Below are 26476 nucleotides of genomic sequence, written 5' to 3'. Positions count from 1 at the left end.
AGGTCATAAAGTCTTTAATTTTTACATTTTTTTAAGGCCTCTCTATCTCCTTAGTTTAACATACTAGGGATTGTTGCAAACTAAAATTATACGTTTCTAACTGTGTTAAAAATATTCTCAAAATGCTATATCTCTATCTCAAGCTTATTCAAAACCTTGCAAACTTCTCTAGCTACCCTACTAGGCAAGATGCCTATATAACCACCAAATTTTTTAGCTAAGTTATCACCTGCTAAGCCATGGATATATACAGCCAGCCTACTTGCTGATAAAGTGTCTAAACCTTGAGCTAAAAATGCTCCAATAATCCCAGATAAAACGTCGCCTTGCCCTGCTACTGCCATTCCTTGATTACCAGTGGAATTTATATAAATAATATTTTCCTGGCAGATTAAACTACCAGCTCCTTTTAGTACTACAGTTGAATTATACTTTTGTGCTAGATTTCTAACTGCTTCAAACCTGTCATCTTGAATATTCTGAGTATTACAACCCAATAATCTAGCTGCCTCTGCTGGGTGTGGCGTTATTATTTTATTTTTTAGTTTTATAAATTTTTCTCTAATTTGTGGATTCTTAGCAATTATATTTAATGCATCAGCATCAAATATAGCTGGTTGGATTAGGTTATCTATGATTTTCTCTAGAATTCCTTGGGAATATTTAGTTGTGTCAAACCCTATACCTAAAGCTAAACCAGTATAAGTTGCTATTTTTTTAATAGTACTTTCTAAATCTTTGGTCATAAGCTCAGGTTTAGTCATATCGGGGCTAAAGTCAGTATCTAATGGTGTTAATGTGACTTTACCACAACCACTATATAAAGCACTAATCCCAGCTAGCTGTAATGCTCCATTCATGCCTATATTACCACCAATTATTGCTAGGCTACCGTAACTGCCTTTACTAGTGTTTTTCTTCTTTCTTAAGGTAATATCTAGATTTATATCTTGAATTTTATTTTTATAAACTTGGTAAGATGTTGGTATTAGCTTTATAAACGAATTATCTATTAGCTTTGCAACTGTGACCTTGCCTGCATAATCTAAACCCTCGGCACTATGCAAGCCTTGTTTATCTGCTAGGAAGGTGATAGTTTCATCTGCTAAAATTGCCTCTTTATACACTTTAGCATTAAAAGCACCTAATCCACTAGGGACATCTATAGCTAATGTATATTTAGAGTTGCTATTTATAGCTTTAACGATTTCTAAAATATCACCTTGTAAATCCCTATCAAGCCCTATACCAAATATACCATCTACAACTACATCATAATTACTAATATTAGGCATGTTTACCAATGGAGATTTAAGTTTAGAAAATTCAAGGTAATAGTTTTGATTTTCTTGGTTGGCTTTTTGGAAGACTCTATAGACATTAACATTATAATTTTTGTTATAAAGTTTGATAGCTGCAGCGATAGCATCGCTACCATTGTTACCAGCACCGACTATAAAAAGTATTTTTGTATCTTGTGAGAATTTTGTCATTATATGCTTGACTATTTCATCAGAGGCGTATTCTATAAGGTTTATACCCTTAGAAATAGCATATTCTTCTATATTACGATTTTGCTTTTGGGTAAGAAAACACATAGCTTTGGTGAGTTTAATTTAGAGCTTTATTGAATATAATAGAGTAAATAATGGTGTATTTGTAGGAATAAATTTGTATATCCCTATGAGCCAGTTTACCAAAATTACAAGAGATTACTATTTTATAATTTCTAAAAGAATTTAGTGCTGAATAAAAAAATTAGTCTTTTATAAAATTTTCAATATCTGGAATAAGATCTTCCGGCATATCCTTAGGTGCAAATCTCTCTATAGTTTCACCACCTTTACTTATAAGAAATTTTGTAAAGTTCCATTTTATTCTTTCTGTACCAAGCACACCTTTAGCATGTTCTTTTAAATACACAAACAATGGTTCTGCGTCTTTACCATTAACGTTTGTTTTTTTCATAATTGGAAACGTTACATTATAGTTAGTTTCACAAAAATCTTTAATCTCAGCATCAGTTCCTGGTTCTTGGCCACCGAATGAATTACAAGGAAAGGCTATAACCTCTAAATCAGGGTATTTTTCATACAAATACTGTAAACCTTTATATTGCTTTGTAAAGCCACATTTACTAGCTACATTCACCACTAATAAAACCTTATCCTTAGGTAGGTAAAAGTCTGAGCCGTCGTTTGCTGTTAATTTAAAATCATAAATGCTGTTCATTATATTTTCCTTTTTTTATTATATGCTTTTAAACTTTTTTCTCTAAATCTCTGGAGTTTGAGATTATCACATCAAAGACATTATTTACAAGCTCAGGCGAAACATCATACTGCAAAGCTATAGCTTCATGAGTTTTTTTAAGTTTTGCTTCTCTGTCTGGGTCATATACAGCTAAGTTATGTTTTTTCTTATATTTACCTACTTGTTTTACTATTTGTTCTCTTTGGGCTATTAGCCTAATAATTTCTTGATCAATATTGGTAATCTTTGTTCTATATTGATCTAACGAAGGTGTATTGTGCCTTCCCATAGCAGATACACTACCCCAACAAATTATCCCTACTAATAATATAGTTATAGCTTTTTTCATAGTTTTAATTATTTTTGATATTTTTGTATACTATAATCTTTTAAAATAATTTTTAAAAGTCCATAATTACAAATTTGTTAATAAAACATTTAATTACAATGACTAAAGATAGAGATCAATTAGATATTAATGCTGAAAATTATCTAAAACCTAAGGTATGGAAAATTTTTAACTGGATGGTTTTCTGCTCGTTTATATTGATATTGTGCTCTTATATAAACGCAATATTTTTTAGTAGTGCTTTCATAGCTACAATCATAGTATTATTAGTTATTAAACTTTATCTAATAAATAAACTACCACCTATAAATTTCAGGATTTATATAGTAGTTTTTTTTGCAGTATTCATATTATGCGAATACAACCATTTACAAATTGTATATTATAAGTCATTTAAAATAAGCAACCTTGATTATACTAATCTGATAACTGATCCAGGAATTTTTGTAGGAGCTTTATGTAACATAGTTTTTACAACTAAAATCCAAGTAGCTCCTACTTTGTTTTTTAGTGAAGAATTTATAACTTGGGCTCAATCATATCTACAAGTGTCTTCATCAGAAGTAGTTATTCATATTGATGCTATATTTTTTATAATATTTGGTTATATAGTGCCAGTATTAGTTAATGCCTTTTATGCAATGCTTTGCGGTGTAATAAGTGTAAGGACAAAACAACTGCTCAGAAAATAAACTAGAAATAAAAGAAAATTTACTGTAGGTAATTTATAGTAAATTAAATCACTGTCTGTGGTACTCGCAACTGGATTCGAACCAGTGACCCCTACCATGTCAAGGTAGTACTCTAACCAACTGAGCTATGCGAGTAAATCGAGCATAATTATAGGTCTTTTTTTTGTTGATGTCAATGTTTTACAAACTGGCAAAAACACTATTACAAAACCCTGCCACTGGTGCAAGTGCAACATTATTTTCTATTTCAATATTAGCTATTTTTAAGCCCATCTTTTATACCATCTAATAAAAACCACTGCCCCATCTGCTTAGGTGAGTTAAAAGTTATACCATGCTTAACAAATACTTCCTGGACTTCTTCAACTTGATTTTCTATGATTCCAGATAGAGCAAGTTTTCCACCTTGTTTTAGACTACCAGCTATATTTTCAACTAAACTTATTAATATATTTGAAAAAATATTTGCTACAATCAGATCAAATTCTTGTGTTGGTGGCTTATCACTAAAATGTGTCTTATCAACAACACCGTTTTCTTTAGCATTTTTCTGTGAAGATTCAATAGAGTTAGGATCTATATCTATACCTTCAGCATAACTAGCACCTAATTTAATTGCTCCAATAGTAAGTATACCTGTACCACAACCATAATCTAAAACAAGAGAATCTTTAGTTACATGCTTTTCTAACCATTCAAGACACATTTTAGTGGTTTCATGGTTACCACAGCCAAAAGCAATACTTGGATCAACTATTATATATGTAGCTTTATCGTCTTTAGGCGGCTCACGCCAGTTTGGATATACTATAATATTTTTACCAATCCTAATTGGCTCATAGTCATATAACCAGGCAGCTTCCCATTGTTGATCTTTGATAACTTCATAATTAATCTGACTTTCTAACACGTTTTCAAACTCTTTTTCAAGAGTAGCTATTATCATATCTATATTATGATGATTTTCGTATAACACTATAACATTAACAATATCATTTGGCTTATCAATCTTAGTTACAGATCCAACCTCATTATTAAAAAGATAATCTTCAACAAGATCAAAAAAATTAGATTTTATCTCAAATTGTAATTGGTGCCACTGTTGCATTTTTTTAGGCTTAAAATTTCATGCTTTAAAATAATACTAAATATATTCTAATACTAAATATATTAATTTACAACTGCACCTTTTATAAGTTTCTAAAACAATATATCATAAAATATTTTTTCCTTAAGTAGCAAATATGTGAGCGAAAGTTTTATAGCATATCAATAATGAAAATACTTAATAATCGCCAACCTAAGTAAATTCTATTTAGGGACTAGTAAGTATGGTAGTGTGGCTACTGTTACTGATATTATACCAATACCAACACATATTAGTACTTTCTAACTTTGTATTTCATACCTAATTTAATCCTTTGATATTTGCCAATAGCCACTGCTATTGCCTGCACATCAAAAACTTAAATTAGTCATAAACTCCTTTGTGATAAATGTACCAATTTATGTTGGTATTGGTATTAGCTCTAAATAAAGATGGTTGTTATTAAAAAATGAATATCTACTCTTCAACTTTCCCAAGTGAAACAAACATATCTTTAAATGACTGAGGAGAATCATCTTTTAAAAAAGTATCAGAAGATGAAGCATACATTGTCTTTCCTTGAGTATAGGAGTAAAAACTAACATTACCACTATCAAAAAAATCCATAGCATAAGAATTACCTTCTGAATCTTTCATAAAATAACGATCTCCCCAGCTATATGCATAACTTGAACTACCTGGAGTAAAAGCGATAACCTCTCCAGAAGGAGTTGCTATTTCAACATGACCCTCATCAGGTGTACCAACCCACTCAAACCCTGCTCCATTAGCTGCAGAATAACTCGTTTGTGTATTAAACATTGATTTGTCATTAATCGATGTCTGTTTAATGGCTCCTGATTCTATTAAACTATCTCTAGTTGCAGCTATACTTGAAGGAGTATCACCGGCACTTGTTTCATTATTATTTGATACCCCAGGAACCATATTGCTTGGAATATTTCCTGCTGTTTTAGTTATTTCAATAATTGTAGCATTCAATAATGACATACTTAAAAGAATGCTCCCCATAATGATTGCTAATTTTTTAATGTTCATAGGTATAATCCTCTCTAGCTTTTATTTTACTGAGACAAGGTTAAATTATATTGATAGTATGGGTCTTCAACATCAGGTATTAAACTTTGCTCAACATAAACTTTTATAACCGCGTTTTGCGAGTCAATTCTCTCTTTACATACTTGTGTAACGTTATCTTTATTTAGCTCAACACATCCCCAAAGATCAGAATCTTGAACAGGGATTACTCCCGTTTCATATGTATAGTGAGTAATTTCATTAATATAGGTTCGAGCTGCAATATCTGCTTTAGAAAGCTTTGCTTTGACTTGATAGTTTGAATATAGTGGCACCGCTATAGCCGCAATAATAGCAATTATAGCTATCACGACTATTAATTCGATTAAAGAAAAGCCTTTTTGTATTCTCACTAGTAGTATCACAAATAGCAATAAATTACTTTAGTATAATAGTTTTTTATTTAAAAACGTAGGAAAAATTGATAAGTGAAAACTATTTTTAAAAAATAGTTGAATTGCAACAAAATTATAATGTTTATAAAGAATTATGGCTGACTATAAGACCAAAAAAGTCTGTTTGCATCATCTGATGGACTAAATTCAGTCTCTCTGTTATCTATATATTCGCCATATCTAGAGTTTATAAACTCTCTATCTGGTGGCACATATGCAGCACCTTCAGCACGTTCTTCTTTAACCTCTGGACCATCATACATGTTTGGTCCGGCGTATCTCACATATGAATAACCAACCATAGAGATTATAAGTCCTATTAAAACCAAAATTAACTTTTTCATAGTTACATCTCCCTATAAAGACCTTATTAGCCTACTTTCCATTATAACCTGTTTGCTACTTATATGAAAAAAATTTAACTCTTAGAGAAACATTTTTTGTTAAAATAATTTCTAGGCAAACTCATACCTAATCAAACAAATGCAAAAATATAATGGGAAATACAATAAAAAAGCCATTCTCTTAATTAATCTAGGAACTCCTGACTATTATGACACAAAATCTATCAAAAAATACCTTAGAGAATTTTTATCTGATCGGAGAGTTATAGAAGCAAATCCTATTTTATGGAAGTTAATTTTAAACCTTATAATCCTACCTATTCGCTCCAAAAAGAATGTTCATAGCTATAACCAAGTTTGGAACAAGGAACATAACAAGTCACCTTTACTACTATATACAGAAAACCTAGCTAAAAAACTAAATGAAAAGTTAAAAGGCTATACTGTTGATTATGCTATGAGATACGGTAATCCTAGTATTAAAACTAAGATTAAAAGCCTACAGGAACAAGGTGCTATTGAGATATCCATATTTCCACTATATCCGCAGTACTCTGCTACAACTACAGCTACAGTCTATGACGAGGTATATAAGCTTTTAACTAAACTTCGTTGGCAACCAACTATAAAAGGTATAAAACCTTATTATGATAATAAATATTATATTAAAGCTATTAATCAACAAGTTAGACAACACCTGCAAGAATTAAGCTACATACCAGATATAATTTTATTCTCATTTCATGGTTTACCACAAGAGTATGTTAACAAAGGGGATCCATATTACTGCCACTGTCATAAAACTTATCGTTTAGTTAAAGAATCTTTAGCAACTGAATATTCAAATGTAGATTTTGAGCTATCTTTCCAATCTCGATTTGGGCCTAAAAAATGGTTAGAGCCATATACTACAGTAAAGCTAGAAGAACTTGCCAAGCAAAATAAAAAAGTTGTTCTAATAGCTCCAGGATTTAGTGTTGATTGCTTAGAAACCTTAGAAGAACTTGCTATTACTGAAAAGCAAAATTTTATAAAAAATGGCGGAGAAAAATTTACTTTAATACCATGTTTAAATGACTCTCAAGCTCATGTTGAAATGCTATGTAAAATACTACTCAAGAATTATGAAAAAAGTTGCTATTCATTGGTTTAGACAAGACTTACGTTTGTCTGATAATCCAGCTCTTAATCATGCAAGCCAAGCTGATGAAACTATAACTATATACATATATGATGAAAAATATCCTATTGGTGGAGCAAGTAAACTATGGTTGCATCACTCATTAACAAAACTAAATACTTCTCTCTATAACAAGCTAAATATCTACAAAGGTAATCCTCTTGAAATTGTAAAAAGTCTTGTTAAAGAACATAATATAACTGAATTTTATTGGAATCGGTGCTATGACAAATATAGTATAGATAGGGATACACAAATTAAGCAATTTCTCCAGGAACAAAATATAAACGTAAAAAGTTTTAACGGTAGTCTACTTATAGAGCCATGGAAGTGTGTAAAGTCAGATAACTCGCATTATAAGGTTTATACACCTTTTTATAAAGAGCTAATAAAAATTAGAAAATATAGCTCCAATATTGCAAAACCAAAATTTAACAATCTTAAGAAATTAAACAATTCAAATGATATAGCTTCTCTTGAGCTATTAGAACCAAGACACTCTTGGCAAGAGATTATTAAACAATGGAATGTAGGCGAAGAAGCGGCTATAAATATATTGGAGCAATTTTTAGATGAAAAAGTTAAAGACTACAAAGTAGCCCGTGATTATATGGATACAGATGCAACATCAAACTTATCACCCTATTTACATTTTGGTGAAATCTCACCAAATCAGCTTTATAATGCTATACAAAATCTAGATTCACTAGGAAAAAATGAAGAACATTTTATAAAAGAACTAGTCTGGCGTGACTTTTGTTATTACCAAGCTTATTACTACCCTGATTTAGATCATAAAAATATCAACTCCAAATTTAATAAATTTGAGTGGCAAAGTGACCAAAACCTACTAAAAAAATGGCAACAGGGGCAAACTGGCATCCCTATAGTAGATGCTGGAATGAGAGAGCTTTGGCAAACTGGCTATATGCATAATCGTATACGTATGATAACTGCTAGTTTTTTAATTAAAAATTGCTTAATACATTGGAAAGAAGGCGAGAAATGGTTTTTTGATACCCTTTTTGATGCAGATTTCGCTAGTAATAATGCTAATTGGCAATGGGTTGCTGGCTGTGGACTTGATGCTGCTCCTTATTTTAGGATATTTAACCCAGTTTTGCAGGCAGAAAAATTTAAAGCTCATTATTATATCCGTAAATATGTACCAGAGTTAAAAAATCTGCCAGATAAATATTTAGCACAACCATGGGAAGCTAGTGAAGCTATGTTAAAAGAAGCCAAAATTACGCTAGGTGAAACTTATCCAAAGCCTATAGTTGACCTTAAAGTATCTAGAGATGAGGCTCTAAGAAGATTTAAAAGCTTATAAAAAGGTCTAATACCAATTCCAACACATATTAGTACTTTCTAACTTTGTATTTCCTTTATTGTATTTAAAATATCTCTAGCTATTTCTTGCTTATGTTTATTTCTAAATTCGAAACTATCATCGTTCATCTTAGAAAAAATAGTTATACTATTACTATCTTGGCCTAGTACAGAGATATTATTAGCGATCACCATATCTAAATTCTTCTTTTCTAGCTTCGCTTTAGCATACTCTACTATATTTTGTGACTCTGCTGCAAATCCTATTGCAAATATTCCTGGATAATGGTTTTTACAATTAGCCAAGATATCAGGGTTTTTTATAAATTCTAAAGTTAAAGTATTATCACTTTTTTTTATTTTATGCTCAAATTGTTGTTTTATTTTATAATCAGCTACTGCTGCACACCCTATAAATATATCTTTGTCTTTTGCTAGCTCTAACATAGCTATATTCATACTATCAGCACTAAGTGTCTCAACTATCTTTAAGTTAGTATGACTAATACTAAAATCTATAGTTGTTTTAGCTTTTAAAACAGTAACTTGCGCTCCTCTATGTAAAAGTTCTTTGATTAGCTCAAAACCCATTTTTCCAGAACTATAGTTAGACAAATACCGAACACCATCTATATCCTCAACTGTAGCACCAACTGTTAGTAATACTTTTTTATCTTTAAAATCTTGCGATCCTGTTAGTAGCTCAAATAATCGTTCAGGTTCATGTAACCTACCGTATCCTATATCACCACAAGCTTGTTCTCCTTGGTCTGGCGAAATTATATTAAAGCCTAAACTTTGTAATTTCGATACATTTTCTTGCGTAAGTTTGTTTTGCCACATATTTACATTCATAGCTGGAGCTATATAAACTTTAGAGTAATCATTATTTGCAAGAATACACTGACTTAACAAGTCACTAGCAAAACCAGCAGCGAATTTAGCTACCGAATTAGCAGATGCAGGTACAATTATTATTTTATCAGCCCAACGTGATAAATTTATATGAGCCATACTTTGCTCATACGAATACATATCTAAATTGCAATCGGTATAAACTTGACAACCTAAAGCAACTAAAAGCTCTGGTTTAATAAATTCTAAACCACCTTTTGTGATAATACTCTTACATTCGTAACCACTTTTTATAAATAAACGTATAAGATTAATAGCTTTAAAAGCAGATACACTACCAGTTATCCCAAACAAAATTTTATTAGACATTTGTATCTCTCTAAAATAAACACTCTTTTAAAGACTAAAAATAAATAAACTATACAGTCAAATAGAATGTGTAACTTATTTAATGACAGTTCCTTACTTATAGAATGCGTTTTCTCTTATAAATAAATATTATCAATAACACCATAAACGCTATAGCTACCGCCATAGCATTTATATTACTTCTAAAAGTATTTTCATCTGTGATCCAACATGCAAATACCATACCAAAAAAGATACTACTAGTCCGACCCAATGCAAAAATCATGTTACAAGAGAGAGATCTGACTTCTGTGGGAAATTCTCCAGCAGCGTATTGGGCCCACATTATATTATAACCACCTCCTATTAAGCCTATAACTACTCCATAGAAAAATATTGTAGCTGAAGATATATAACTATATATAAATATGCTTAGTAAAAAAATAATTATGTTTATTATAAAAAATAAGTTTGGAGTTTTAAAAAACTGGTTGTAAATACCGCTTAAAATACAACTTATAATATTCCCTGTAAAAAAGCCAAATAAAAATACTTTTACTAAGGTAGCAAAATCAATCTCAGAAGAGATAAACCTTACTAAAGCAAACATAACTGTTATTACGAAAAAATATGGTATTGTTATTAAAAAGTTTAACAGTAAAGGTTTACTATAATTTTTGAACAAGAAAAATATGTTACCAGCATTTTTAAATTTATCAGATGCATATAAATGTATAAAATGTGGAGATTCTTCTAATACTTTCCTAACAGCATATATTCCTAAACCAGCAACCCCTCCAAATATAAACATAAATTTGTAAGAAAAAACTCCAAAAAGTGTTGCTACAATACCCCCGAGAACTCCTAGTATATACAAGAGACTCATTCCCCAAGCAGCTAATTTAGGTGGGAAAAATTCAACTATAAGTACTGTAGATACAGCAAACTCACTAGCTAATCCTAAGTAAGCCAAAAATCTTAAGGATAAAAAAACATAGATACTACTAACAAATATCGACAATATAGTAGTAACAGAATAAAGCAGTATACTATATTTAATTACTGTAATCCTGCCAAATCTATCTGCTAATATACCAAATAATATTGCCCCTATTAATATACCGGCCATTTGCACATTATTGGTTAGATAATACATCTGCTGTATAGATGTTGAATTTAAAATACCAAACTGCTCTTTGAACAAATCTACATAAGAAACGCTCATTACAGTTAAATCATAAAAATCTATAAAATACCCTAAGCATAAAATAGCAAGAATCCATTTAGTATTTTTTTTCATGTGAATGAATCTAATTTAATAAAACTAAAACAATATTATAAGAGCAAAAAATTTATATAGCTATAGCCAATTTATTTATAATACCAATACCAACATAAATTGGTACATTTATCACAAAGGAGTGTATGACTAATTTAATCCTTTGATATGGTATAATACTGTTATAAAACAAAATGCTTATAAATATCAACAACATGGTTAATAATATAGTACTTTATGGCAAATTAACTTATATTAATCAACAATAATGTTTTTCTCATTAGCAGTTGTTTTACAAAAAGTCACATAACGTTTGTCTGTTACTATCCAATAAAATATAGCTCCAATAAAACCTTCTAATAGATAGTTATCAAGCGGTGCAACAATAGCTAAAAATATTATAAATGGAAGAATTAGATATGCCAATTTTTTAAAACCTACTCTTTTGTATTCAATACTTCCATATAGAGCCATTAATATTACTAATACTATACTCATATTAATATTTGTTTGAACCTCAATGGTATTTAAAAGTAAAGTCAAAAGTACAAACACTACAAGACCAAATAATCGTGTACGTGGTGCTAAAGCGCCCATACTAATTGGGGCAGCCATATAACCTATTATATGAAGGCCTGTTACAATTATCATTAAGCCCGCCCAATTCTCTGAAAATAATAAAAATATTGCTGATAAGCAAAAATTAGCAAGCAATGATCTTCTAGAGACATTAACTTTTGGAGTTATTTTTGCAAAGTATCTCGGCATTTGCCCTTCAGAAGACATCGCATAAAGCATCCTAGAAGATGCCCCTAGATAGCTATAACCTGTCGCAGATGGGCTTAAAATACTATCAGCGATCAATAAAAAAGCTATATAACCTAACCCCAACATAGTAGCCAACTGCAACAATGGCGACTCAAAATCTAAACCTGACCAACCGCCTTTTTCTACCAAATAAGCATGTGGCACTGCTTGCATAAAAGCGTACTGTAAAGCTGTATATAAAGCCAATACCAGAATTAATGCTATTATAATAGCTAGAGGTACGTTTCTACTAGGATTCTTAACTTCACTGGCATAAGCTACTACTGTTTGAAAACCATTAAAAGAATATATCAAACCACCTGCAACAATAGCAGTTAAAGCGTTAGAAAATCCATAATTGCTATTGTTAGGAATCTCTGAAGAAAACATACTAAGATGCTCATTGCTATGTGTAACAGCATATATTATAAATATTATTACAATAAGAACTGGTACAAACATCTTAAAAACTGTAATAGCATTATTAACTTTAGATAAGAGTTTAACTCCATAAAAATTAACTAATAGATATAATGCTAGAATAAATAAAGCAAAAAGCTCTCCTGGAAAGGTAAGTGCATTATCTGTCATAAGCCAGGTCATACTCTTTACTCCAGCAAGATATTGAGTAGTAGCTAATGCTTCGGTAGAAATAACTACAACGATTCCAAACCAGTTTGCAAATGCAAATGGCATGGCGAAGATACTGTTGTGAGAAATAGCGCTAGACCTGGTCGTAGCGCCTCGCACAGGGTACATTGAAACAACTTTGCTTAAGCACAATGCTATTAACAATACAATACCTGCTGCTAACACCCATGCTAAAAAAGCCCAATTACCAGCATTTTTCACAGTCAACTGAGCACTAAACAGCCAACCTGAGCCAACCATACTAGTTGCACCTATCAAAACAGCACTCACCAACGACATCTTTTTAGAACTATCAGCATCAATCTTCATATCACTTCCTTATTATTAAGTTTAGATTTACCACCAACTCAATGCTCAAATAAATAAGTATTATAAAATTAAACTTAGCACTATTTTTTTTAGTTTACAATAAATTTTATTCCTCTAAACTCATTAAAGATGCATTACCGCCTGAAGCTGTAGTATCAACACTTACAGTTTTTTCTACCACAAACCTACGTAAATAAAGTGGCGACGCTGTTTCTATAGCAAGCTTAGTACATCTGCCATTTTTAGTAACACTTTCAGCTACAAAAGGTATAATTGCTCCTCTACGCAGTGCCAAAGCTTGATGAACTTGTTTTACGGCAGATACACTACCAGAAAAAGCTACTAGTGATACTTTACTATTAAATAATAATGCTGAAGTTACTTCTTCTGTATCTGATAAAACTAATTGTATAACTTTCGGACTTATACCTATTTTTAACATTAATTTAACAACATTATAGGCTGTAAGACTTCCTGTATACGCCGGTTTTGCTATTACAGTATTACCAGCAAGCATAGCAGCAGTAGCCTGACCTACAAACCTTATAAGAGCATCATCACTTGAGCACATGCTTACAACAACACCACGTCCTTTTAAGCTTAGCTCATCAATCTCACCAGTAGGCCCTGGTAACCGCTTAGGATGAGCAAGCTCTTTTTTAGCTTGTAAACAATAATATGCTACTTGTTGAATAGTTTTATCTATTTGAATGTGGGCCTCTTCTACTGATATTTTTGATTCAGTTACCAAACTAGCAGCAATCATATAACGTTCTTTCTCCAATAAACTCAAGAACTTCTCTATAAAATCTGCTCTTATTTCAGCATTTATATTATTCCACTGGTCAGCTTCAGAATAAGCAATCTCAATCGCTTTATCTACAACATCTACTGTTGCCTGGAAAACTTTACCGATTGTCGTACCATTGGTGTCTTTTAAATCATTAAAGCTATTTTTACGAGGAGCATCTCCATTGACGATACTAGTAATGGTGTGCCTATTTTTTATATACTTGCTAGTTAGCTTCTCATCTGTAGCTATTTTTTCAGGGTTATAAACTTCTTCAATAGCTCCTACACCAGATAATTTTTCATTTGCTAGCCTATGCATATAAAAAGGTCCGCCTGCTTTAGGACCTGTACCTGATTTTCCTTGACCGCCAAATGGTTGCACCCCTACAATAGCACCAACTATATTTCTATTAACGTAAACATTACCAGCTTTAATATGGTTTTTAACATAGTTCATAACTTCGTTTATCCTACTATGTACGCCTGCTGTTAGACCATACCCTGTAGAATTAATGTCTTTTATAAGTTGAGAAAGTTGATTTGCCTTAAATCTAAGGATGTGTAAAACAGGACCAAACTGTTCTCTACCTAAATCTGATAGTTTATTTACCTCAAAAGCTACTGGCATTACAAATGTGCCTTTTTGAGTATTTTCGTTGGTTGGTAATTGGTATACTAACTTAAATTTAGACTTTTTCTCTTCAATATATGCATTAAGGCTATCAGCAGCTTCTTTGTCTATAACTGGACCAACGTCTGTATCTATATATTTAGAGTCACCAACCTTAAGTTCTTTCATAGCTCCAACTATCATTTTTATATAGTTATCAGCTATATCCTCCTGTAGACATAATACACGCAAAGCAGAGCATCTTTGGCCAGCACTATCAAAAGCTGACTTAATAACATCTGCAGTAACCTGCTCGGGTAAAGATGATGAATCAACAATCATAGCATTTTGACCACCAGTTTCCGCTATAAAAGGTACTATCTCGCTGTCTTTACTTGCTAAAGTTTGGTTTATAATAGCTGCTACTTCAGTTGAGCCTGTAAAAATAACTCCTTTACAAATAGGACTTTTAACCAAAGCGCTACCAACCATCTCACCAGCACCTGGTACAAATTGTAAAACTTTTTTAGGCAGTCCAGCTTTAAACAAAAGTTTAATAGCCTTATAGGCAATTATAGGTGTTTGTTCAGCAGGTTTTGCCACCACAGTATTACCAGCTGCTAAACAAGCTGTAATTTGCCCTAAAAAAATAGCTAGTGGGAAATTCCAAGGACTTATACAAACCATAGGACCTCTACCACTAAACTCAATTTGCTTTAGGTTTTCCGATAATGCTGGTAGCTGAATTGCGCCACTAAACTCCTCTCTAGCTTGGGCTGCATAATAACGACAAAAATCAACCGCTTCTCTAACTTCATCTATAGCATTACTTAGAGTTTTTCCAGCTTCAATCATAGCTATAGCTATAAACTCATTGACATTTTTCTCTAATAAATGAGCGAATTTTTCTAAAATGACAGCCCTTTGGGAAGCTGGTGTATCGTTCCACTGCTCAAAAACTTCATTAGCATTTTTAAGCGCCTTTTTAGCAATTTTTGCATCAGCATTTATTACGTATCCTATAGCTTCATTAGTGTTCGGGTTTATAACGTCCTCATAATTATCATCTAACTCTTTTATACCTGACACTATTGGTTTAGCTTTATAAGAGTTTTTAGAATTATATTTTTCAATTTCTTTATATATATTATCTAACACTGCAAAATCATTAATATTATAACCTTTTGAATTAAGTCTAGGAGCTACAATATCTTTTGGATATGGGATATTTGGATGCTGTCCACAGCCATGATTTATAGCTTTTTTAACCGGATCCTCTATCAACTCTTCTATAGGCAAATTTTCATCTACAATCCTATTTACAAAGGAGCTATTTGCACCATTTTCAAGTAGCCTTCTTACTAAATAAGCTAATAAATGCTTATGCCCACCAACTGGTGCATATATTCTACAAGGAATATCTTGGTATTCTACATGACCAACAATATTGTCATATAAAGCGTCACCCATACCATGTAAACACTGAAACTCATAGTCTTTATTGCCGTTAGACAACTCTAAAACTATAGCTACAGTTTGAGCGTTGTGTGTCGCAAATTGTGGATAAATATACTTATGGTTTTCAAAAAGCTGTTTAACACATGCTTGATAAGACACATCTGTATGATATTTACGTGTAAATACTGGATAACCTTCTAAACTTTGCTCTTGTGCATGTTTAATCTCAGCATCCCAGTATGCTCCTTTCACAAGCCTAACCATAAATCTCCTATTAGTTTTCTTAGCTAAACTAGCTAAATAATCCAGTACATACGGAGCACGTTTTTGGTAGGCTTGCACTACAATACCGATACCGTTAAAGCCCTCTAATGAAGGCTCATGAGCTAGCCTTTCAACCAGCTCTAATGATATTTGTAACCGTTCTGTTTCTTCTGCATCAATATTCATACCTACATTGTATTTTTTAGCTAGTTCTGTAAGTTTAAGTAGCTTTGGATAAAGCTCAGTATGAACTCTCTCATGCTTAGCTACTTCGTAACGCGGATGTAAAGCAGATAATTTTACTGAAATACCAGGATTTTTCTTAATTTCTTCATATTTAGCATATTTTGCTAATTGATCAATAGCATATAAATATTGCTGATAGTAATATTGAGCATCTTCCATAGTCATAGCAGCTTCACCAAGCATATCAAATGAGTAGGTATAACCCTTTTCAACCTTAATTTGAGAAATTTTTAAAGCTTCCTCTATTGTTTCCCCAAGAACATACTGTTTACCAACTATCTTCATAGCTTGTTTCATAGCTTGACGAATTACAGGCTCACTAGTTTTTTTAACAAAATTTTGAAACACCCTACGAAAAGATTTTTTAGTATCTTTTAAAATTTTACCTGTAAGTATCAAACTCCAAGTTGCTGCGTTAACAAACAAATGCTTTTCCATACCAACATGCTCTTTCCAAGCAACACTTGTAAGTTTATCTTTGATTAACAAATCTATAGTGTAAGTATCTGGAACTCTTAGTAGTGCTTCAGCTAAACACATAAGTACAATACCTTCTTCTGAAGATAAATCATATTCAATCATGAAAGCATCTATACCAGATTTTTTAAGCCTATTTTTTCTAACTTTGGCTACTAAATCATAAGCAGCTTCTCGAACTTTAGCTTTTTGAACACTTGACATTTCAGCCTTTTTAACTAACTCGGTTACAGCTTGTTTTTCGTCTATCAACCAAAAGTTAGATATATGCATTATTTCTCTAGAAACAGGATAGTTACCTGTGTGACTTAATAATTTATTCATATGAAAACATTCCTCTACTTTAAGTTTTGTTCATTAAACTTCTTTTTCTCTTGAATTATCTTATTAACTAGCTTCTGAAATTTTTCTGGAGGTTTGACACCTTTAAATAACCAGTCAAACATATCACAATCTTCGCTAGTTAAAAACTCAACAAACAATTTTTTACTTGCCACACCCTCGTTCATATAACAATTATCTAAGTATGGTGCTAGCATAATATCCAGCTCTAACATACCTCGACGTGCAGAATATTTTATTTTATTTATAGAGCTAAATATTTGGTTATCGTTTTTTATTAGCATTTTCAGAAAGTGGTTGATATTATAATAGATTTGGTTAAGTTTATACTATAGAATCTTCCCTACCAAGAGCAGTAGTCAAATTATTTTAAAATTGCTCTTTTAATTACGCTAATATTTTTGTATTATCTCTAACAAACTTTAATAATTTTCAGATTATTAACGTCTTTTCTAACATATTTTCATGAAATAATAAGGATCCAAATCTAATGGCAATTAGTCAAAGTGCAATTAAAATACTTGAGCAAATCGATGAATTAGACTTATTTAGCAATGTTTCTGATGAATGGTCAACTCTGTTAAATGAGCCTGACAACGAAATAAAAATTAAAAAGCTTTATTCTGCTTTAGTTAAAGAGAGTGTACGCAGGGAAACAGCTGAAAGATTGACTAAGGATGCAAAATCATATTGTGACTTTATCCAAGAACAGTCAAAACAAAGAATATCAGATTTAAAAGAAAGTTTAGAAAATCAAATTACCTTCTTGACACAACAAATTAAAACTCTAAAAGAAGAATCAGCTAAAAATCTAGATTACTACAGAAATGAACTTAGAAAAGCTACTAAAAATTTAGCAGAGAATAAAAGCTAACTTAAAAACGTTCCTAGTTCTTTTTGAGATTTAACTACTATTTCTAAATCTCCTGCTTCATTAAGTAAAATAAACTTAAGTTGTCCATTACTGTTTTTTTTATCAACCAACATAGCATCTAGATACTCGTTTTTGCTTATATTTTTAGGAAATTCTATAGATATACCAAAACTGGTTATAAAATCTTTAGCTTTTTTAGCTTTTTGACAATCAATCATACCTAGATAACGTGAGAAATCTATAGCTTGTGCCATACCAACGCCAACTGCTTCACCATGTTTTAAGCCTTGATAATTTTGACATTTTTCTATTGCATGACCAAAAGTATGACCAAAGTTTAGTATCACTCTTGCTCCACTTAGCTCTTTTTCATCTTCGGCAACAACTTGCGCTTTTATTTGGCAACTTTTCTTTAGCATTTCTACAAGAGTCACAGTATCTTTTTGTAGAACTTTTTGTCTGTTAGATTTTAGCCAAGTATAAAAATCTTTAGAAATAAAACCATATTTTACAACCTCTGCCATACCTGAAAAATATTCGTGCTCAGGCAAGGTTTTATAAAACTCTATTGAAGTATAAACTACTTTAGGTTGATAGAAAGCTCCTATCATGTTTTTACCTAAAGGATGATTTATAGCAGTCTTACCTCCCACAGACGAGTCAACTTGAGATAGTAAAGTTGTTGGGATTTGTATAAAATCTACTCCTCTTTGGTATATGGCTGCTGCAAATCCTGTGATATCTCCTACTACACCTCCTCCTAATGCTATAAGAACTGTAGATGCTCGAGTAAATTTATACGTCAGTAGCGAACTTAAAATTTGATCTAAACTTTGTTGAGATTTATACTGCTCCCCATCCTCTAAAATACAGGTTTTAACTTTCGTTGCTATAGTTTTTATACCATCTAATAAAACATCAAGATATAATTTCTGGATCGTTGTATTTGTAACTACTAAAACTTGTTTATTAGTTATAAAAGAATGAATATTAGAAAAATCTAGAGAAGAATCTATTAGTATATTGTAGCTATCACTAGTTGTAGGATTTACTTGTAATTTATCGATCACAATATTGATTCTTCTACCAAAAATGTAGATATTTTGTTAACTATATTTTTAACTGTTGCACCATTTGTTTCAACTACAACGTCAGCTATACTTCTATATAATGGCTCTCTTTCTTCCATAAGCTTTTCTAACACTGGCTTTTTATCATCTACTCTTAAAAGAGGCCTTTTAGTGTCTTTAGCTGTTCTTTCTAACTGTTGCTCTATAGTTGCTTCAAGGTAAACTACCTTTCCACGAGATGATAATAATGATCTAGTATCAGGGTCTAATATAGCTCCTCCACCCGTAGCTAAAACAATATTTTGCTTTTCCGATAAAATTTCTGCTATAACGTCTCTTTCACGATTACGAAAACCATCCTCACCTTCTAGATCAAATATCCAGTTGATATCTACTCCACACTTTCTTTCTATAGTTTCATCAGAATCAATAAACTCTAATTTTAATTCTTTTGCTAATTGTTTACCTATAGTAGATTTACCAGCACCGACTGGACCTATTAAGAATATATTTTTTGTTCTTATCATTTTTGACTCAAAATTATAAGTTAATTATACACTGTGATAGTTAGTACTAATCACCCCTTTAAATAATAAATTATAGGTAAATAAGATACCTAAAGCTTTTGTTTTTTTCAACCATTATCTTTATTTATTGCCTTTCTATTTTTGTTTCTAATATTTTTGGCGTTATAAAGATCAGAAGTTCTCTATCATTATTTTTTATATTTGTATAGCTAAATAAATACCCAAGATACGGAATATCTCCCAAAAGAGGTATTTTAGTACGAACTTCATCTTGCTTAGTTTCATAAATCCCCCCTATGACTATAGTTTGTCCATCTTTAGTCATAATCTTTGTGGTTATTTCTCTTGTGGCGATACGAGGTGGTAACTCTTGATCTTCAGAATTAGGAATAACTGAGTTTTTTGTTACTACAATTTCTAAAATGAGATTACCATCTGGTGCTATCTGTGGAGTTACTTTTAGCTCTAAAACTGCCTCCTGAAACGAAATAGCTGCTGCTCCTGATGCTGTGGTTTGTTTATATGGTACCTGCTCCCCTTGCTTAATAAATGCTGTTTCATTATTAGCGACAATTAAGTGAGGAGAAGCCACTTGATTTAATAAAGATTCAGACTCTAATGCTTGAATCTCTATAGTTAGTTTCATACCTCCAAAAACAGTGTATGCAAGTTCAGCAGTTGCTCCTAAAGCATCCTTTGGCATTTTAAAAGTATCTAAACCTATATTAACTGCTCCACCAGTAGTATCAGTAAGACCATAGTTAAATCCAAGTTCTAATGAAGTATCCCTATTAACTTCTACTATTCGTGACTCAATTAAAACCTGATCGTTTGGAATATCTATCTCATTAACAACTTTCTTAATCTGAGGAATCTTCTCTTCAGTATCAGTTACTATCAAAGTATTAGTACGTACATCAGAGGTGATACTACCACGTGGTGACATAATACCACCATTTTGTTTAGCCATAGATGTTACAACTGTCTGTGCAGCTTGAGCTGTAGTATAGTTTAAAGATATAAACTCAGTTACTAAAGTAGCATTATTCTCTAATGATCGTTTAGTTTGTAATTCAAGCTGCTCTTGAGCTGCTATCTCTGAAGCTGTGGCAACATACAAGATACTATCCATCTTTTTAGTAGCTAAACCTTTACTAACTAAAACTATATTCATCACCTCGTTCCAAGGTACATTTTTTAAATCAATAGAGATATTTCCTCTTACACTACTACTTACTACAAGGTTTAAACCAGCAAATTCAGATAATACTTGAAGAACCGTTTGCACTGGAGCATCTTGAAATGAAAGTGATATAGACTCATTTATGTTAAAATTCTCAATTCTACTTTTACGTCTATCTATTTTAAAAGTAAAGCTATTACCTTCTTTAAAATCAGTAAGAGCTATTCTATCAAGTGAGTGAATTATAAAAACTACATCATTATTTTCATTACGTACCTTTATGATATCAACTATGGTATTAAAAACTCTTGTATCAATATTACTAATCCATTTATCAGAAATAGAAGTATTTTTAAAAGTTATTGTAAGAGTATACCCATCTCTAGAAAGCTTAGTTTTATAATCAGAGAAATTCCCCACATTCTCCTCAAAAGCTACGCTAAAAACTGCGCCTCCATTTAAACTTCTATGAAACTCAAGGTCTTTAATGTGGTGTCTACTTAATATTTGTTTACTTTCTTCTCTACCAACAATTTTTACATTATCTTCACTAGCCTTCCCTGCTGCAGTTACTATATCCTTTTTAGCAATATCAGTATCAGCAAATGTTGTACTAAATCCTACAACACTTACTAGTGTAATTAATATCGTCAGTAGCTCCTTTTTACCCAAAAACATCCTCTAACCTTAATTAAATTAATGTATAACTACTTGTGTTTTTTTCCAAACCCTATTTTGCATATCTTTATACCATTGGCTTATTAAAACACCTTCTTTTGTAATATCCTCAACCTCTCCATAATCTGGGCCTATTAGCTCACCTTTTTTGATGTATAGAGGTTTTGCAGGTTCTCTAGTATTTTCAACCACTCCCCATATGTTTTTATCTTGATAAACCATACCTTTAAAAGAAAAGGTATTTATAGGGTAAGTTTGTAGTTTTGTTTTTTTAGCGTTCATTATTTTCTCTAATTCTGGAGGTGTAACTATAGGTTTTGGTTTAGCAACCTTTGATTCTTGTTGTGGTAGGATTTCTCTTTTTTCAAAAGGAAGATAATGATTCATACTAAAAATATTACGTATTTTAGATAACCTTTCGAAAGTTAAAATATCGCCCTTATATTCAGGAACTTTAAGTTTCTCCGTGCTTTTAGTAGTTTGTATTTTATTTGCTATCAAATTATCAATTTCTTTTGTTTTAGCGGCATAGTTAGCAAAAGCTATACTATACCCTTCCACGATAAAAACTAAAATAAGCAAAAACCTTAACACGTAGATTTTAAAGTTAAAATACATGCGATCTAAGCCCCCACTCCTTGACGAGAGTAAGTTTGCAGATTTAACTCTACAACTAGATTTCCATCAGCCTCTCTTTTAATAGCTATATTAGTGATTATAGCTATATCTTTCATATCAACCAAAGCTATAAACAGCTTTATTAGCTCAGGAAAACTGCAACTTAATTTTGCCCTAAAGTTTATAGCGTACAAATCTAAATATTTATTTTTCTCTACACCAGCTGGTGATAAATCAATAATTGTGACACCTGAACTACTTATAGCTTCATTCAAAGATGATAAAAATATAGGCACAGAATGACTTTCTGGTATACTAAATTTTGTTTCACGGTTGCTTTGCTCTAAAATCTCAACCTGCTCTTTTAATTTTTCTAAATCTTTTTGTTTCTTTATTAATAAAGGGATTTGTTCCTTCATAGAGTTTATATGATTTTCAACAGAAGCATTATTTGTGAGCACTGGTCCAACAAAAATACCATAAAAAATTAATGAAAATAACCCTAATAATATCAGCATTGCTATTAGTCTAAACTTTAAAGGGGCATAAATAACTTTGTTGATATATCTATTAGATAGGAGAGATTGTAACTTATCTATCATTTTACAGAATCTCCTCTAAACGCATTTTCTTCACCAAATTTAAATTGTAAAGAGAAACTTCTCTGACCATTTTTTTCAGGACCAAGGTTTTTTAACTCAACTTTTTTTATTTTGAATTCAACCTCTAAGTTTTTCATAAACACAGAAAGTAGCTTTAGATCTTTTGTTTCACCATTAAGCACAACCTCATCCTCAGGAGCAATATAAGTTATACCTGAGAGTTCAAGCTTGTCTGTTATAGCTCTAGATATTTTTTCTATACCAAGTAGCATATAAAACTGACTTGCTTTAATATTTGCCAGATTGTCAGCTACATCAATCAATTTATCACGTTGCTTTTTAACCTCTTGGTACTGTAAAGAATTTTTATTAAGCTCTGTAATTTTAGTTTGAATATACTGCTCAAGTCTCATATCTTCTCTACTTGACCAAGATAAGATGATAGATAAAGTAAACATCGCAAAAAAAGCGACTAAAGCAGTAAATCCTATATCAATAGCGATATACGTTAGCTGCAATTTTTTATGACGATCTTGAATAAAATTTAATGGTTTCATCATAATGCCTCCATCATAGCTATTGCTACAGGCATTACATATCGATAAGGAGCTTTAATATCTACCTTGTAGTTTTGCTTCTGAATATTTACAAATGGATCCAAAATACGACAATCTTTTGTTGAAAGTTCCTTTATTAACTCAAAAATCTCTTCAAAGTTTGTTTTAATCCCATAAATATATACAGTGTTATCTTGAGATGAAAAATCAGAAAAATCTAAAGACATGAAATCTATAAATCTTAATAATAATTGAATAGCCTCATCAACGTAAGTAGCATCTGTAATCTTAGTGTCAAATATTTTCACAGCTTCATAATTTCTAAGTTCACCACTAGGAGAAAAACTGTATATACATAATTTATCAGTGTATAGGCCAAATAAAATACTATTAGTAGCATGTTGTGAAATTTCCGATAAAAACAGTTTCTGCACAAAGTTACTAATAACGATATTATCAAGAGCGCATACAGAAACAGCTTTCTTAGACTTTTTAGCAATGTTATACAAACGCTCTGTAATTTTAGTATCGGCAATGTAATAAATAGTTATTATTCCTTTTTCTTCTAATTCATCATCAAAATCAAAAGCAATATCTGAGTAACTTTCTGGAAATTTCTTTTTTAAGAAATGTTCTTTTAGGTAAAATTCAACACCCTCTTTTACAATTATTTCAGAGTTTTTTTTATCACATACTATTTCTTCTTTTGATATATCTATGTCTTTATAGGTAACAAAACCCAATCTAGTAAAAAAACCAAGTTTATTTTCTAAAATGATATTGCTAATTACATTTCCTATGTAATCAGAAATGAGTTCCCCCTCGAAATATGCTTGCTCAGAAAATATATCACTACTGCAACAAACCAATGAATATTCTTGGTTTTTTTTATCAAGCTTAACCGCTGCTAAGGAAGTAAAGTCATACTCTATACCCAAAACAGTTTTTTGCGCTTTTTTTCTTTTTTTTTCAAGTAACAGTGATAGCATCTAAAATAAGCCTATTTTTTCCTTAACAAATTACCTAGCAAATTACATAATACATTAATTCTAGATATATTATTGTAATTATTTTATAATTAAAACCAAATTATGTAAACTATACTTTTAAAAGGTTATAAGTAAATGCAAATAATTCTCTTAGGAGCTCCAGGAGCCGGCAAAGGTACTCAAGCAAAAATAATTGAGCAAAAGTATAATATCGCACACATATCAACCGGTGATATGATTAGAGAAACTATAAAGTCAGGTAGTGAAATTGGTAATCAACTAAAAAAAATTTTAGACTCTGGACAGTTAGTATCCGATGAATTTATTATTAAGATAGTTAAGGATAGAATTTCAAAAAAAGATTGTAAAAATGGTTTTTTACTTGATGGTGTACCCAGAACTATTGTACAAGCTGAACAATTAGATAAATTAGGTGTAAACATCGATTTTATAATTGAAATAGATGTTGACGATAAGTTACTAGTAGAAAGAATAACAGGTCGTAGAATTCACCCTGCTTCCGGTAGAGCTTATCATGTAAAATTTAACCCTCCCAAAGTTGAAGGTAAAGACGATGTAACAGGCGAAGACTTGATTATCCGTTCTGATGATAATGAAGCAACAGTCAAAGAAAGACTTTCTGTATATCGTGAGCAAACTTCCAAATTAATAGAATTTTATAAAAACTTTAAATCAAATAATACAAAAACACCGGAGTATATAAAAATCAACGGTGATCAACTAGTTGAGGAAGTATCTCAAGATATTTTTAATGCGTTAGATTAGTTTATAACTTCTTATAAATCTAAACTGATACATTCCAAAATTAACTCAACAAAAGAAATATATTCTATACCAGAGTGGTAGCTAAGACCGATCTGGCAGCTACGATTGAAGCTTACGCCTATATCGCAACCTTTTATTTGGTCTGCTAGTGAACTTAAGCTACTTGCATTTAATTCTGGGGTAGTAAAACCCTTATCGCCAGCAAAACCACAACAGTAAATTCTTTCTGGTAGTATAACCTCATTACAGCATAACTTTAAAAAATTAATATATTTTTCATCGGTATTTTGTTTTCTGGTTGAACAATCAATATGAAGAGCTATCTTATTAAACTTTTTGGTAAGTTTTGTAGTATCAATATTTTCTATAATAAAGCTATTTATATCAGTTAAAACTATATTTTGTTGTTTTGCAAAACTAGCACAAGAGCTATTATCTATCACAACATAATTATATTGACCTAAGTTTTGATTATTAAACAATTCTTGAGTTCTATATTGTTGGGCATAATTAGCTTTTGAGTTATACATCTGACCACAACATATATCCTTAAGGTCTTCTGGATAATTGACATCAAAACCTAACTTTTCTAAAACCAATTGACTAGGATATTTAGAATATTTTTTATTACTAGCAAATATTTTATTAGGACATGATGGCATTAGTAATACCCTATTATCATTATTGGTGATTGAGTTCTTAAAATATACATCTTGAACTTTAGGCATAGTTTCTAAGTATATCGGTATAGATTTAAAGTGATTATGTAAAACCTTAGTTACCTTTTGCAAATTTGTCTTCCCGATGATACTTCCAGTTAAATTAGCCAGTTTAACTTTTTGTTTAGCTTTGTTAATTTCTTGAGAGTGATTAACTAACTTATTAGCTTGTCTTTTCTGTTTTAAAATAAAAGCTCCTGTATCTATGTCAACTGGGCATCTAGTTTTACATAAACTTGTAGTTGCACATGTTTTCACACCATAATATTCAAAATCTTTTTGCCATCTTTGTTTATCACTATCTGCTAAAGTAGGTATCTTTCGTATAACAGCATTTCGTTGGCGGGGAGTAAGACTTAAATTACGTGAAGGACACACTGGTTCACAAAACCCACACTCCATACACTTATCTATTTCATTTCCAATTACATTAAGCTTTTTGAGATTTTGGATATGTAAGTCTTTATTATGTGTTAGCTTAACGTCAGGATTTAAAATATTTTTAGGGTCAAACAACTTTTTTATTTGCCACATGATGTTCCAACACTTTTCTCCCCATTCTACTATTGCAAAAGGCGAAATATTTCTTCCACTGCCATGCTCAGCTTTTAGTGAACCATTAAAACCTTTAGTTACTATATCTGCTAACTCATGCATAAATTTGTCATATACCAATACCGACTCCAGTCGGAATACATGTGTAAA

Annotated in this window: 25 protein-coding genes, 1 tRNA gene and 1 pseudogene; 5 read left to right on the top strand and 22 right to left on the bottom strand. The window is 31.3% G+C overall.

The window, feature by feature from the left end:
• Positions 1–125: 125 nt before the first annotated feature.
• From E4K63_RS04005 to E4K63_RS03995, 3 genes are all read right to left on the bottom strand, one after another.
• A complete protein-coding gene (locus E4K63_RS04005; RefSeq protein ID WP_133941784.1) occupies positions 126–1598 on the bottom strand; it encodes an NAD(P)H-hydrate dehydratase in 1473 nt (490 codons plus the stop codon).
• A 160-nt stretch (positions 1599–1758) separates the two neighbouring features.
• Positions 1759–2232, bottom strand: a complete 474-nt coding sequence (locus E4K63_RS04000; protein ID WP_133941782.1) for a glutathione peroxidase — start codon at positions 2230–2232, stop codon at positions 1759–1761.
• 28 nt (positions 2233–2260) lie between these two features.
• Positions 2261–2602, bottom strand: a complete 342-nt coding sequence (locus E4K63_RS03995) for a chorismate mutase (protein ID WP_133941780.1) — start codon at positions 2600–2602, stop codon at positions 2261–2263.
• A gap of 98 nt (positions 2603–2700) precedes the next feature.
• Here E4K63_RS03995 and E4K63_RS08220 point away from each other — a divergent pair, with 98 nt between their 5' ends.
• Positions 2701–3294, top strand: coding sequence for a hypothetical protein (locus tag E4K63_RS08220; RefSeq protein ID WP_243830484.1), 594 nt, complete (start codon positions 2701–2703; stop codon positions 3292–3294).
• Between the two features lie 58 nt (positions 3295–3352).
• On the opposite strand, the gene E4K63_RS03985 is transcribed toward E4K63_RS08220, so the two are convergent.
• The 6 genes and pseudogenes from E4K63_RS03985 to E4K63_RS03960 form a co-directional block, all read right to left on the bottom strand.
• Positions 3353–3429: transfer RNA gene (locus E4K63_RS03985), tRNA-Val, on the bottom strand.
• Between the two features lie 48 nt (positions 3430–3477).
• A pseudogene (locus E4K63_RS08215) lies at positions 3478–3567 on the bottom strand (tRNA dihydrouridine synthase DusB); the annotation flags it as partial.
• On the bottom strand, positions 3548–4402 hold the full coding sequence (gene prmA, locus E4K63_RS03975) for a 50S ribosomal protein L11 methyltransferase (protein WP_133941778.1): 855 nt from the start codon (positions 4400–4402) through the stop codon (positions 3548–3550). The pseudogene E4K63_RS08215 and the gene prmA, both read right to left, overlap by 20 nt.
• A gap of 456 nt (positions 4403–4858) precedes the next feature.
• Positions 4859–5440 carry a hypothetical protein gene (locus E4K63_RS03970; RefSeq protein WP_133941776.1) on the bottom strand — a complete coding sequence of 194 codons (582 nt, stop codon included), beginning with the start codon at positions 5438–5440 and terminating at the stop codon, positions 4859–4861.
• Between the two features lie 26 nt (positions 5441–5466).
• Positions 5467–5844: a prepilin-type N-terminal cleavage/methylation domain-containing protein gene (locus E4K63_RS03965; protein WP_280525935.1), complete on the bottom strand. Its 378-nt coding sequence runs from the start codon at positions 5842–5844 to the stop codon at positions 5467–5469.
• Positions 5845–5966: 122 nt separating this feature from the next.
• A complete protein-coding gene (locus E4K63_RS03960) occupies positions 5967–6218 on the bottom strand; it encodes a hypothetical protein (RefSeq protein WP_133941771.1) in 252 nt (83 codons plus the stop codon).
• 139 nt (positions 6219–6357) lie between these two features.
• Between E4K63_RS03960 and hemH the strand changes: the two genes are divergently transcribed.
• Positions 6358–7371, top strand: a complete 1014-nt coding sequence (hemH, locus tag E4K63_RS03955; RefSeq protein ID WP_133941770.1) for a ferrochelatase — start codon at positions 6358–6360, stop codon at positions 7369–7371.
• A complete protein-coding gene (locus tag E4K63_RS03950) occupies positions 7340–8731 on the top strand; it encodes a cryptochrome/photolyase family protein (RefSeq protein WP_133941860.1) in 1392 nt (463 codons plus the stop codon). The genes hemH and E4K63_RS03950 overlap by 32 nt, the downstream gene beginning before the upstream one ends.
• 38 nt (positions 8732–8769) lie before the next feature.
• On the opposite strand, the gene coaBC is transcribed toward E4K63_RS03950, so the two are convergent.
• From coaBC to E4K63_RS03925, 5 genes are all read right to left on the bottom strand, one after another.
• Complete coding sequence (gene coaBC, locus E4K63_RS03945; protein ID WP_133941768.1) at positions 8770–9954, bottom strand: bifunctional phosphopantothenoylcysteine decarboxylase/phosphopantothenate--cysteine ligase CoaBC; 1185 nt, start codon at positions 9952–9954, stop codon at positions 8770–8772.
• 97 nt (positions 9955–10051) lie between these two features.
• The gene (locus E4K63_RS03940) at positions 10052–11233 is read right to left on the bottom strand and encodes an MFS transporter (RefSeq protein ID WP_133941766.1); all 1182 of its coding nucleotides are present in this window, start codon (positions 11231–11233) and stop codon (positions 10052–10054) included.
• Between the two features lie 234 nt (positions 11234–11467).
• Entirely contained in the window at positions 11468–12979 is a 1512-nt protein-coding gene (locus E4K63_RS03935; protein ID WP_133941764.1) for an APC family permease, read from the bottom strand.
• Positions 12980–13085: 106 nt separating this feature from the next.
• Positions 13086–17150: a bifunctional proline dehydrogenase/L-glutamate gamma-semialdehyde dehydrogenase PutA gene (gene putA, locus E4K63_RS03930; RefSeq protein WP_133941762.1), complete on the bottom strand. Its 4065-nt coding sequence runs from the start codon at positions 17148–17150 to the stop codon at positions 13086–13088.
• 14 nt (positions 17151–17164) lie between these two features.
• Positions 17165–17452: an FAD assembly factor SdhE gene (locus E4K63_RS03925; protein ID WP_133941760.1), complete on the bottom strand. Its 288-nt coding sequence runs from the start codon at positions 17450–17452 to the stop codon at positions 17165–17167.
• 206 nt (positions 17453–17658) lie between these two features.
• On the opposite strand from E4K63_RS03925, the gene E4K63_RS03920 reads away from it, so the two are divergent.
• Positions 17659–18042, top strand: a complete 384-nt coding sequence (locus E4K63_RS03920; RefSeq protein WP_133941758.1) for a kinesin — start codon at positions 17659–17661, stop codon at positions 18040–18042.
• On the opposite strand, the gene aroB is transcribed toward E4K63_RS03920, so the two are convergent.
• The 7 genes from aroB to E4K63_RS03885 all read right to left on the bottom strand — a co-directional run bounded on the left by aroB (position 18039) and on the right by E4K63_RS03885 (position 24266).
• A complete protein-coding gene (gene aroB, locus E4K63_RS03915) occupies positions 18039–19112 on the bottom strand; it encodes a 3-dehydroquinate synthase (protein WP_133941756.1) in 1074 nt (357 codons plus the stop codon). The two genes, E4K63_RS03920 and aroB, sit on opposite strands and share 4 nt — an antisense overlap.
• Positions 19109–19639 carry a shikimate kinase AroK gene (gene aroK / locus E4K63_RS03910; protein WP_035719018.1) on the bottom strand — a complete coding sequence of 177 codons (531 nt, stop codon included), beginning with the start codon at positions 19637–19639 and terminating at the stop codon, positions 19109–19111. The genes aroB and aroK overlap by 4 nt, the downstream gene beginning before the upstream one ends.
• Positions 19640–19763: 124 nt before the next feature.
• Positions 19764–21500 (bottom strand): type IV pilus secretin PilQ, encoded by a 1737-nt coding sequence (locus tag E4K63_RS03905; protein ID WP_133941754.1) that lies wholly within the window; start codon positions 21498–21500, stop codon positions 19764–19766.
• Between the two features lie 18 nt (positions 21501–21518).
• Complete coding sequence (locus tag E4K63_RS03900; protein WP_133941752.1) at positions 21519–22118, bottom strand: pilus assembly protein PilP; 600 nt, start codon at positions 22116–22118, stop codon at positions 21519–21521.
• A gap of 5 nt (positions 22119–22123) precedes the next feature.
• The gene (locus tag E4K63_RS03895) at positions 22124–22720 is read right to left on the bottom strand and encodes a type IV pilus inner membrane component PilO (RefSeq protein ID WP_133941750.1); all 597 of its coding nucleotides are present in this window, start codon (positions 22718–22720) and stop codon (positions 22124–22126) included.
• Positions 22717–23277, bottom strand: a complete 561-nt coding sequence (locus E4K63_RS03890; RefSeq protein ID WP_133941858.1) for a PilN domain-containing protein — start codon at positions 23275–23277, stop codon at positions 22717–22719. Before E4K63_RS03890 ends, E4K63_RS03895 begins: the two co-directional genes overlap by 4 nt.
• Positions 23277–24266 (bottom strand): type IV pili, encoded by a 990-nt coding sequence (locus E4K63_RS03885; protein ID WP_133941748.1) that lies wholly within the window; start codon positions 24264–24266, stop codon positions 23277–23279. The genes E4K63_RS03890 and E4K63_RS03885 overlap by 1 nt, the downstream gene beginning before the upstream one ends.
• A gap of 135 nt (positions 24267–24401) precedes the next feature.
• Between E4K63_RS03885 and adk the strand changes: the two genes are divergently transcribed.
• Positions 24402–25052, top strand: a complete 651-nt coding sequence (gene adk, locus E4K63_RS03880) for an adenylate kinase (RefSeq protein WP_133941746.1) — start codon at positions 24402–24404, stop codon at positions 25050–25052.
• An 11-nt stretch (positions 25053–25063) separates the two neighbouring features.
• On the opposite strand, the gene E4K63_RS03875 is transcribed toward adk, so the two are convergent.
• Positions 25064–26428 carry a (Fe-S)-binding protein gene (locus E4K63_RS03875; protein ID WP_179965687.1) on the bottom strand — a complete coding sequence of 455 codons (1365 nt, stop codon included), beginning with the start codon at positions 26426–26428 and terminating at the stop codon, positions 25064–25066.
• Positions 26429–26476 lie beyond the last annotated feature (48 nt).

It is taken from the genome of Allofrancisella inopinata, from assembly GCF_012222965.1.
In the GTDB taxonomy this organism is placed as follows: domain Bacteria; phylum Pseudomonadota; class Gammaproteobacteria; order Francisellales; family Francisellaceae; genus Francisella; species Francisella inopinata.
The sequence above is the reverse complement of the archived record's forward strand: the minus strand, read 5'-3'. Positions and strand labels throughout refer to the sequence as shown.

What these genes read in the sequence shown, in the direction of transcription:
- E4K63_RS04005 (WP_133941784.1), bottom strand. Translation starts at nt 1,598, where the DNA reads ATGTGTTTTCTTACCCAAAAGCAAAATCGTAATATAGAAGAATATGCT.
- E4K63_RS04000 (WP_133941782.1), bottom strand. Translation starts at nt 2,232, where the DNA reads ATGAACAGCATTTATGATTTTAAATTAACAGCAAACGACGGCTCAGAC.
- E4K63_RS03995 (WP_133941780.1), bottom strand. Translation starts at nt 2,602, where the DNA reads ATGAAAAAAGCTATAACTATATTATTAGTAGGGATAATTTGTTGGGGT.
- E4K63_RS08220 (WP_243830484.1), top strand. Translation starts at nt 2,701, where the DNA reads ATGACTAAAGATAGAGATCAATTAGATATTAATGCTGAAAATTATCTA.
- prmA (WP_133941778.1), bottom strand. Translation starts at nt 4,402, where the DNA reads ATGCAACAGTGGCACCAATTACAATTTGAGATAAAATCTAATTTTTTT.
- E4K63_RS03970 (WP_133941776.1), bottom strand. Translation starts at nt 5,440, where the DNA reads ATGAACATTAAAAAATTAGCAATCATTATGGGGAGCATTCTTTTAAGT.
- E4K63_RS03960 (WP_133941771.1), bottom strand. Translation starts at nt 6,218, where the DNA reads ATGAAAAAGTTAATTTTGGTTTTAATAGGACTTATAATCTCTATGGTT.
- hemH (WP_133941770.1), top strand. Translation starts at nt 6,358, where the DNA reads ATGCAAAAATATAATGGGAAATACAATAAAAAAGCCATTCTCTTAATT.
- coaBC (WP_133941768.1), bottom strand. Translation starts at nt 9,954, where the DNA reads ATGTCTAATAAAATTTTGTTTGGGATAACTGGTAGTGTATCTGCTTTT.
- E4K63_RS03940 (WP_133941766.1), bottom strand. Translation starts at nt 11,233, where the DNA reads ATGAAAAAAAATACTAAATGGATTCTTGCTATTTTATGCTTAGGGTAT.
- E4K63_RS03935 (WP_133941764.1), bottom strand. Translation starts at nt 12,979, where the DNA reads ATGAAGATTGATGCTGATAGTTCTAAAAAGATGTCGTTGGTGAGTGCT.
- putA (WP_133941762.1), bottom strand. Translation starts at nt 17,150, where the DNA reads ATGAATAAATTATTAAGTCACACAGGTAACTATCCTGTTTCTAGAGAA.
- E4K63_RS03925 (WP_133941760.1), bottom strand. Translation starts at nt 17,452, where the DNA reads ATGCTAATAAAAAACGATAACCAAATATTTAGCTCTATAAATAAAATA.
- E4K63_RS03920 (WP_133941758.1), top strand. Translation starts at nt 17,659, where the DNA reads ATGGCAATTAGTCAAAGTGCAATTAAAATACTTGAGCAAATCGATGAA.
- aroK (WP_035719018.1), bottom strand. Translation starts at nt 19,639, where the DNA reads ATGATAAGAACAAAAAATATATTCTTAATAGGTCCAGTCGGTGCTGGT.
- E4K63_RS03905 (WP_133941754.1), bottom strand. Translation starts at nt 21,500, where the DNA reads ATGTTTTTGGGTAAAAAGGAGCTACTGACGATATTAATTACACTAGTA.
- E4K63_RS03900 (WP_133941752.1), bottom strand. Translation starts at nt 22,118, where the DNA reads ATGTATTTTAACTTTAAAATCTACGTGTTAAGGTTTTTGCTTATTTTA.
- E4K63_RS03895 (WP_133941750.1), bottom strand. Translation starts at nt 22,720, where the DNA reads ATGATAGATAAGTTACAATCTCTCCTATCTAATAGATATATCAACAAA.
- E4K63_RS03890 (WP_133941858.1), bottom strand. Translation starts at nt 23,277, where the DNA reads ATGAAACCATTAAATTTTATTCAAGATCGTCATAAAAAATTGCAGCTA.
- E4K63_RS03885 (WP_133941748.1), bottom strand. Translation starts at nt 24,266, where the DNA reads ATGCTATCACTGTTACTTGAAAAAAAAAGAAAAAAAGCGCAAAAAACT.
- adk (WP_133941746.1), top strand. Translation starts at nt 24,402, where the DNA reads ATGCAAATAATTCTCTTAGGAGCTCCAGGAGCCGGCAAAGGTACTCAA.
- E4K63_RS03875 (WP_179965687.1), bottom strand. Translation starts at nt 26,428, where the DNA reads ATGCATGAGTTAGCAGATATAGTAACTAAAGGTTTTAATGGTTCACTA.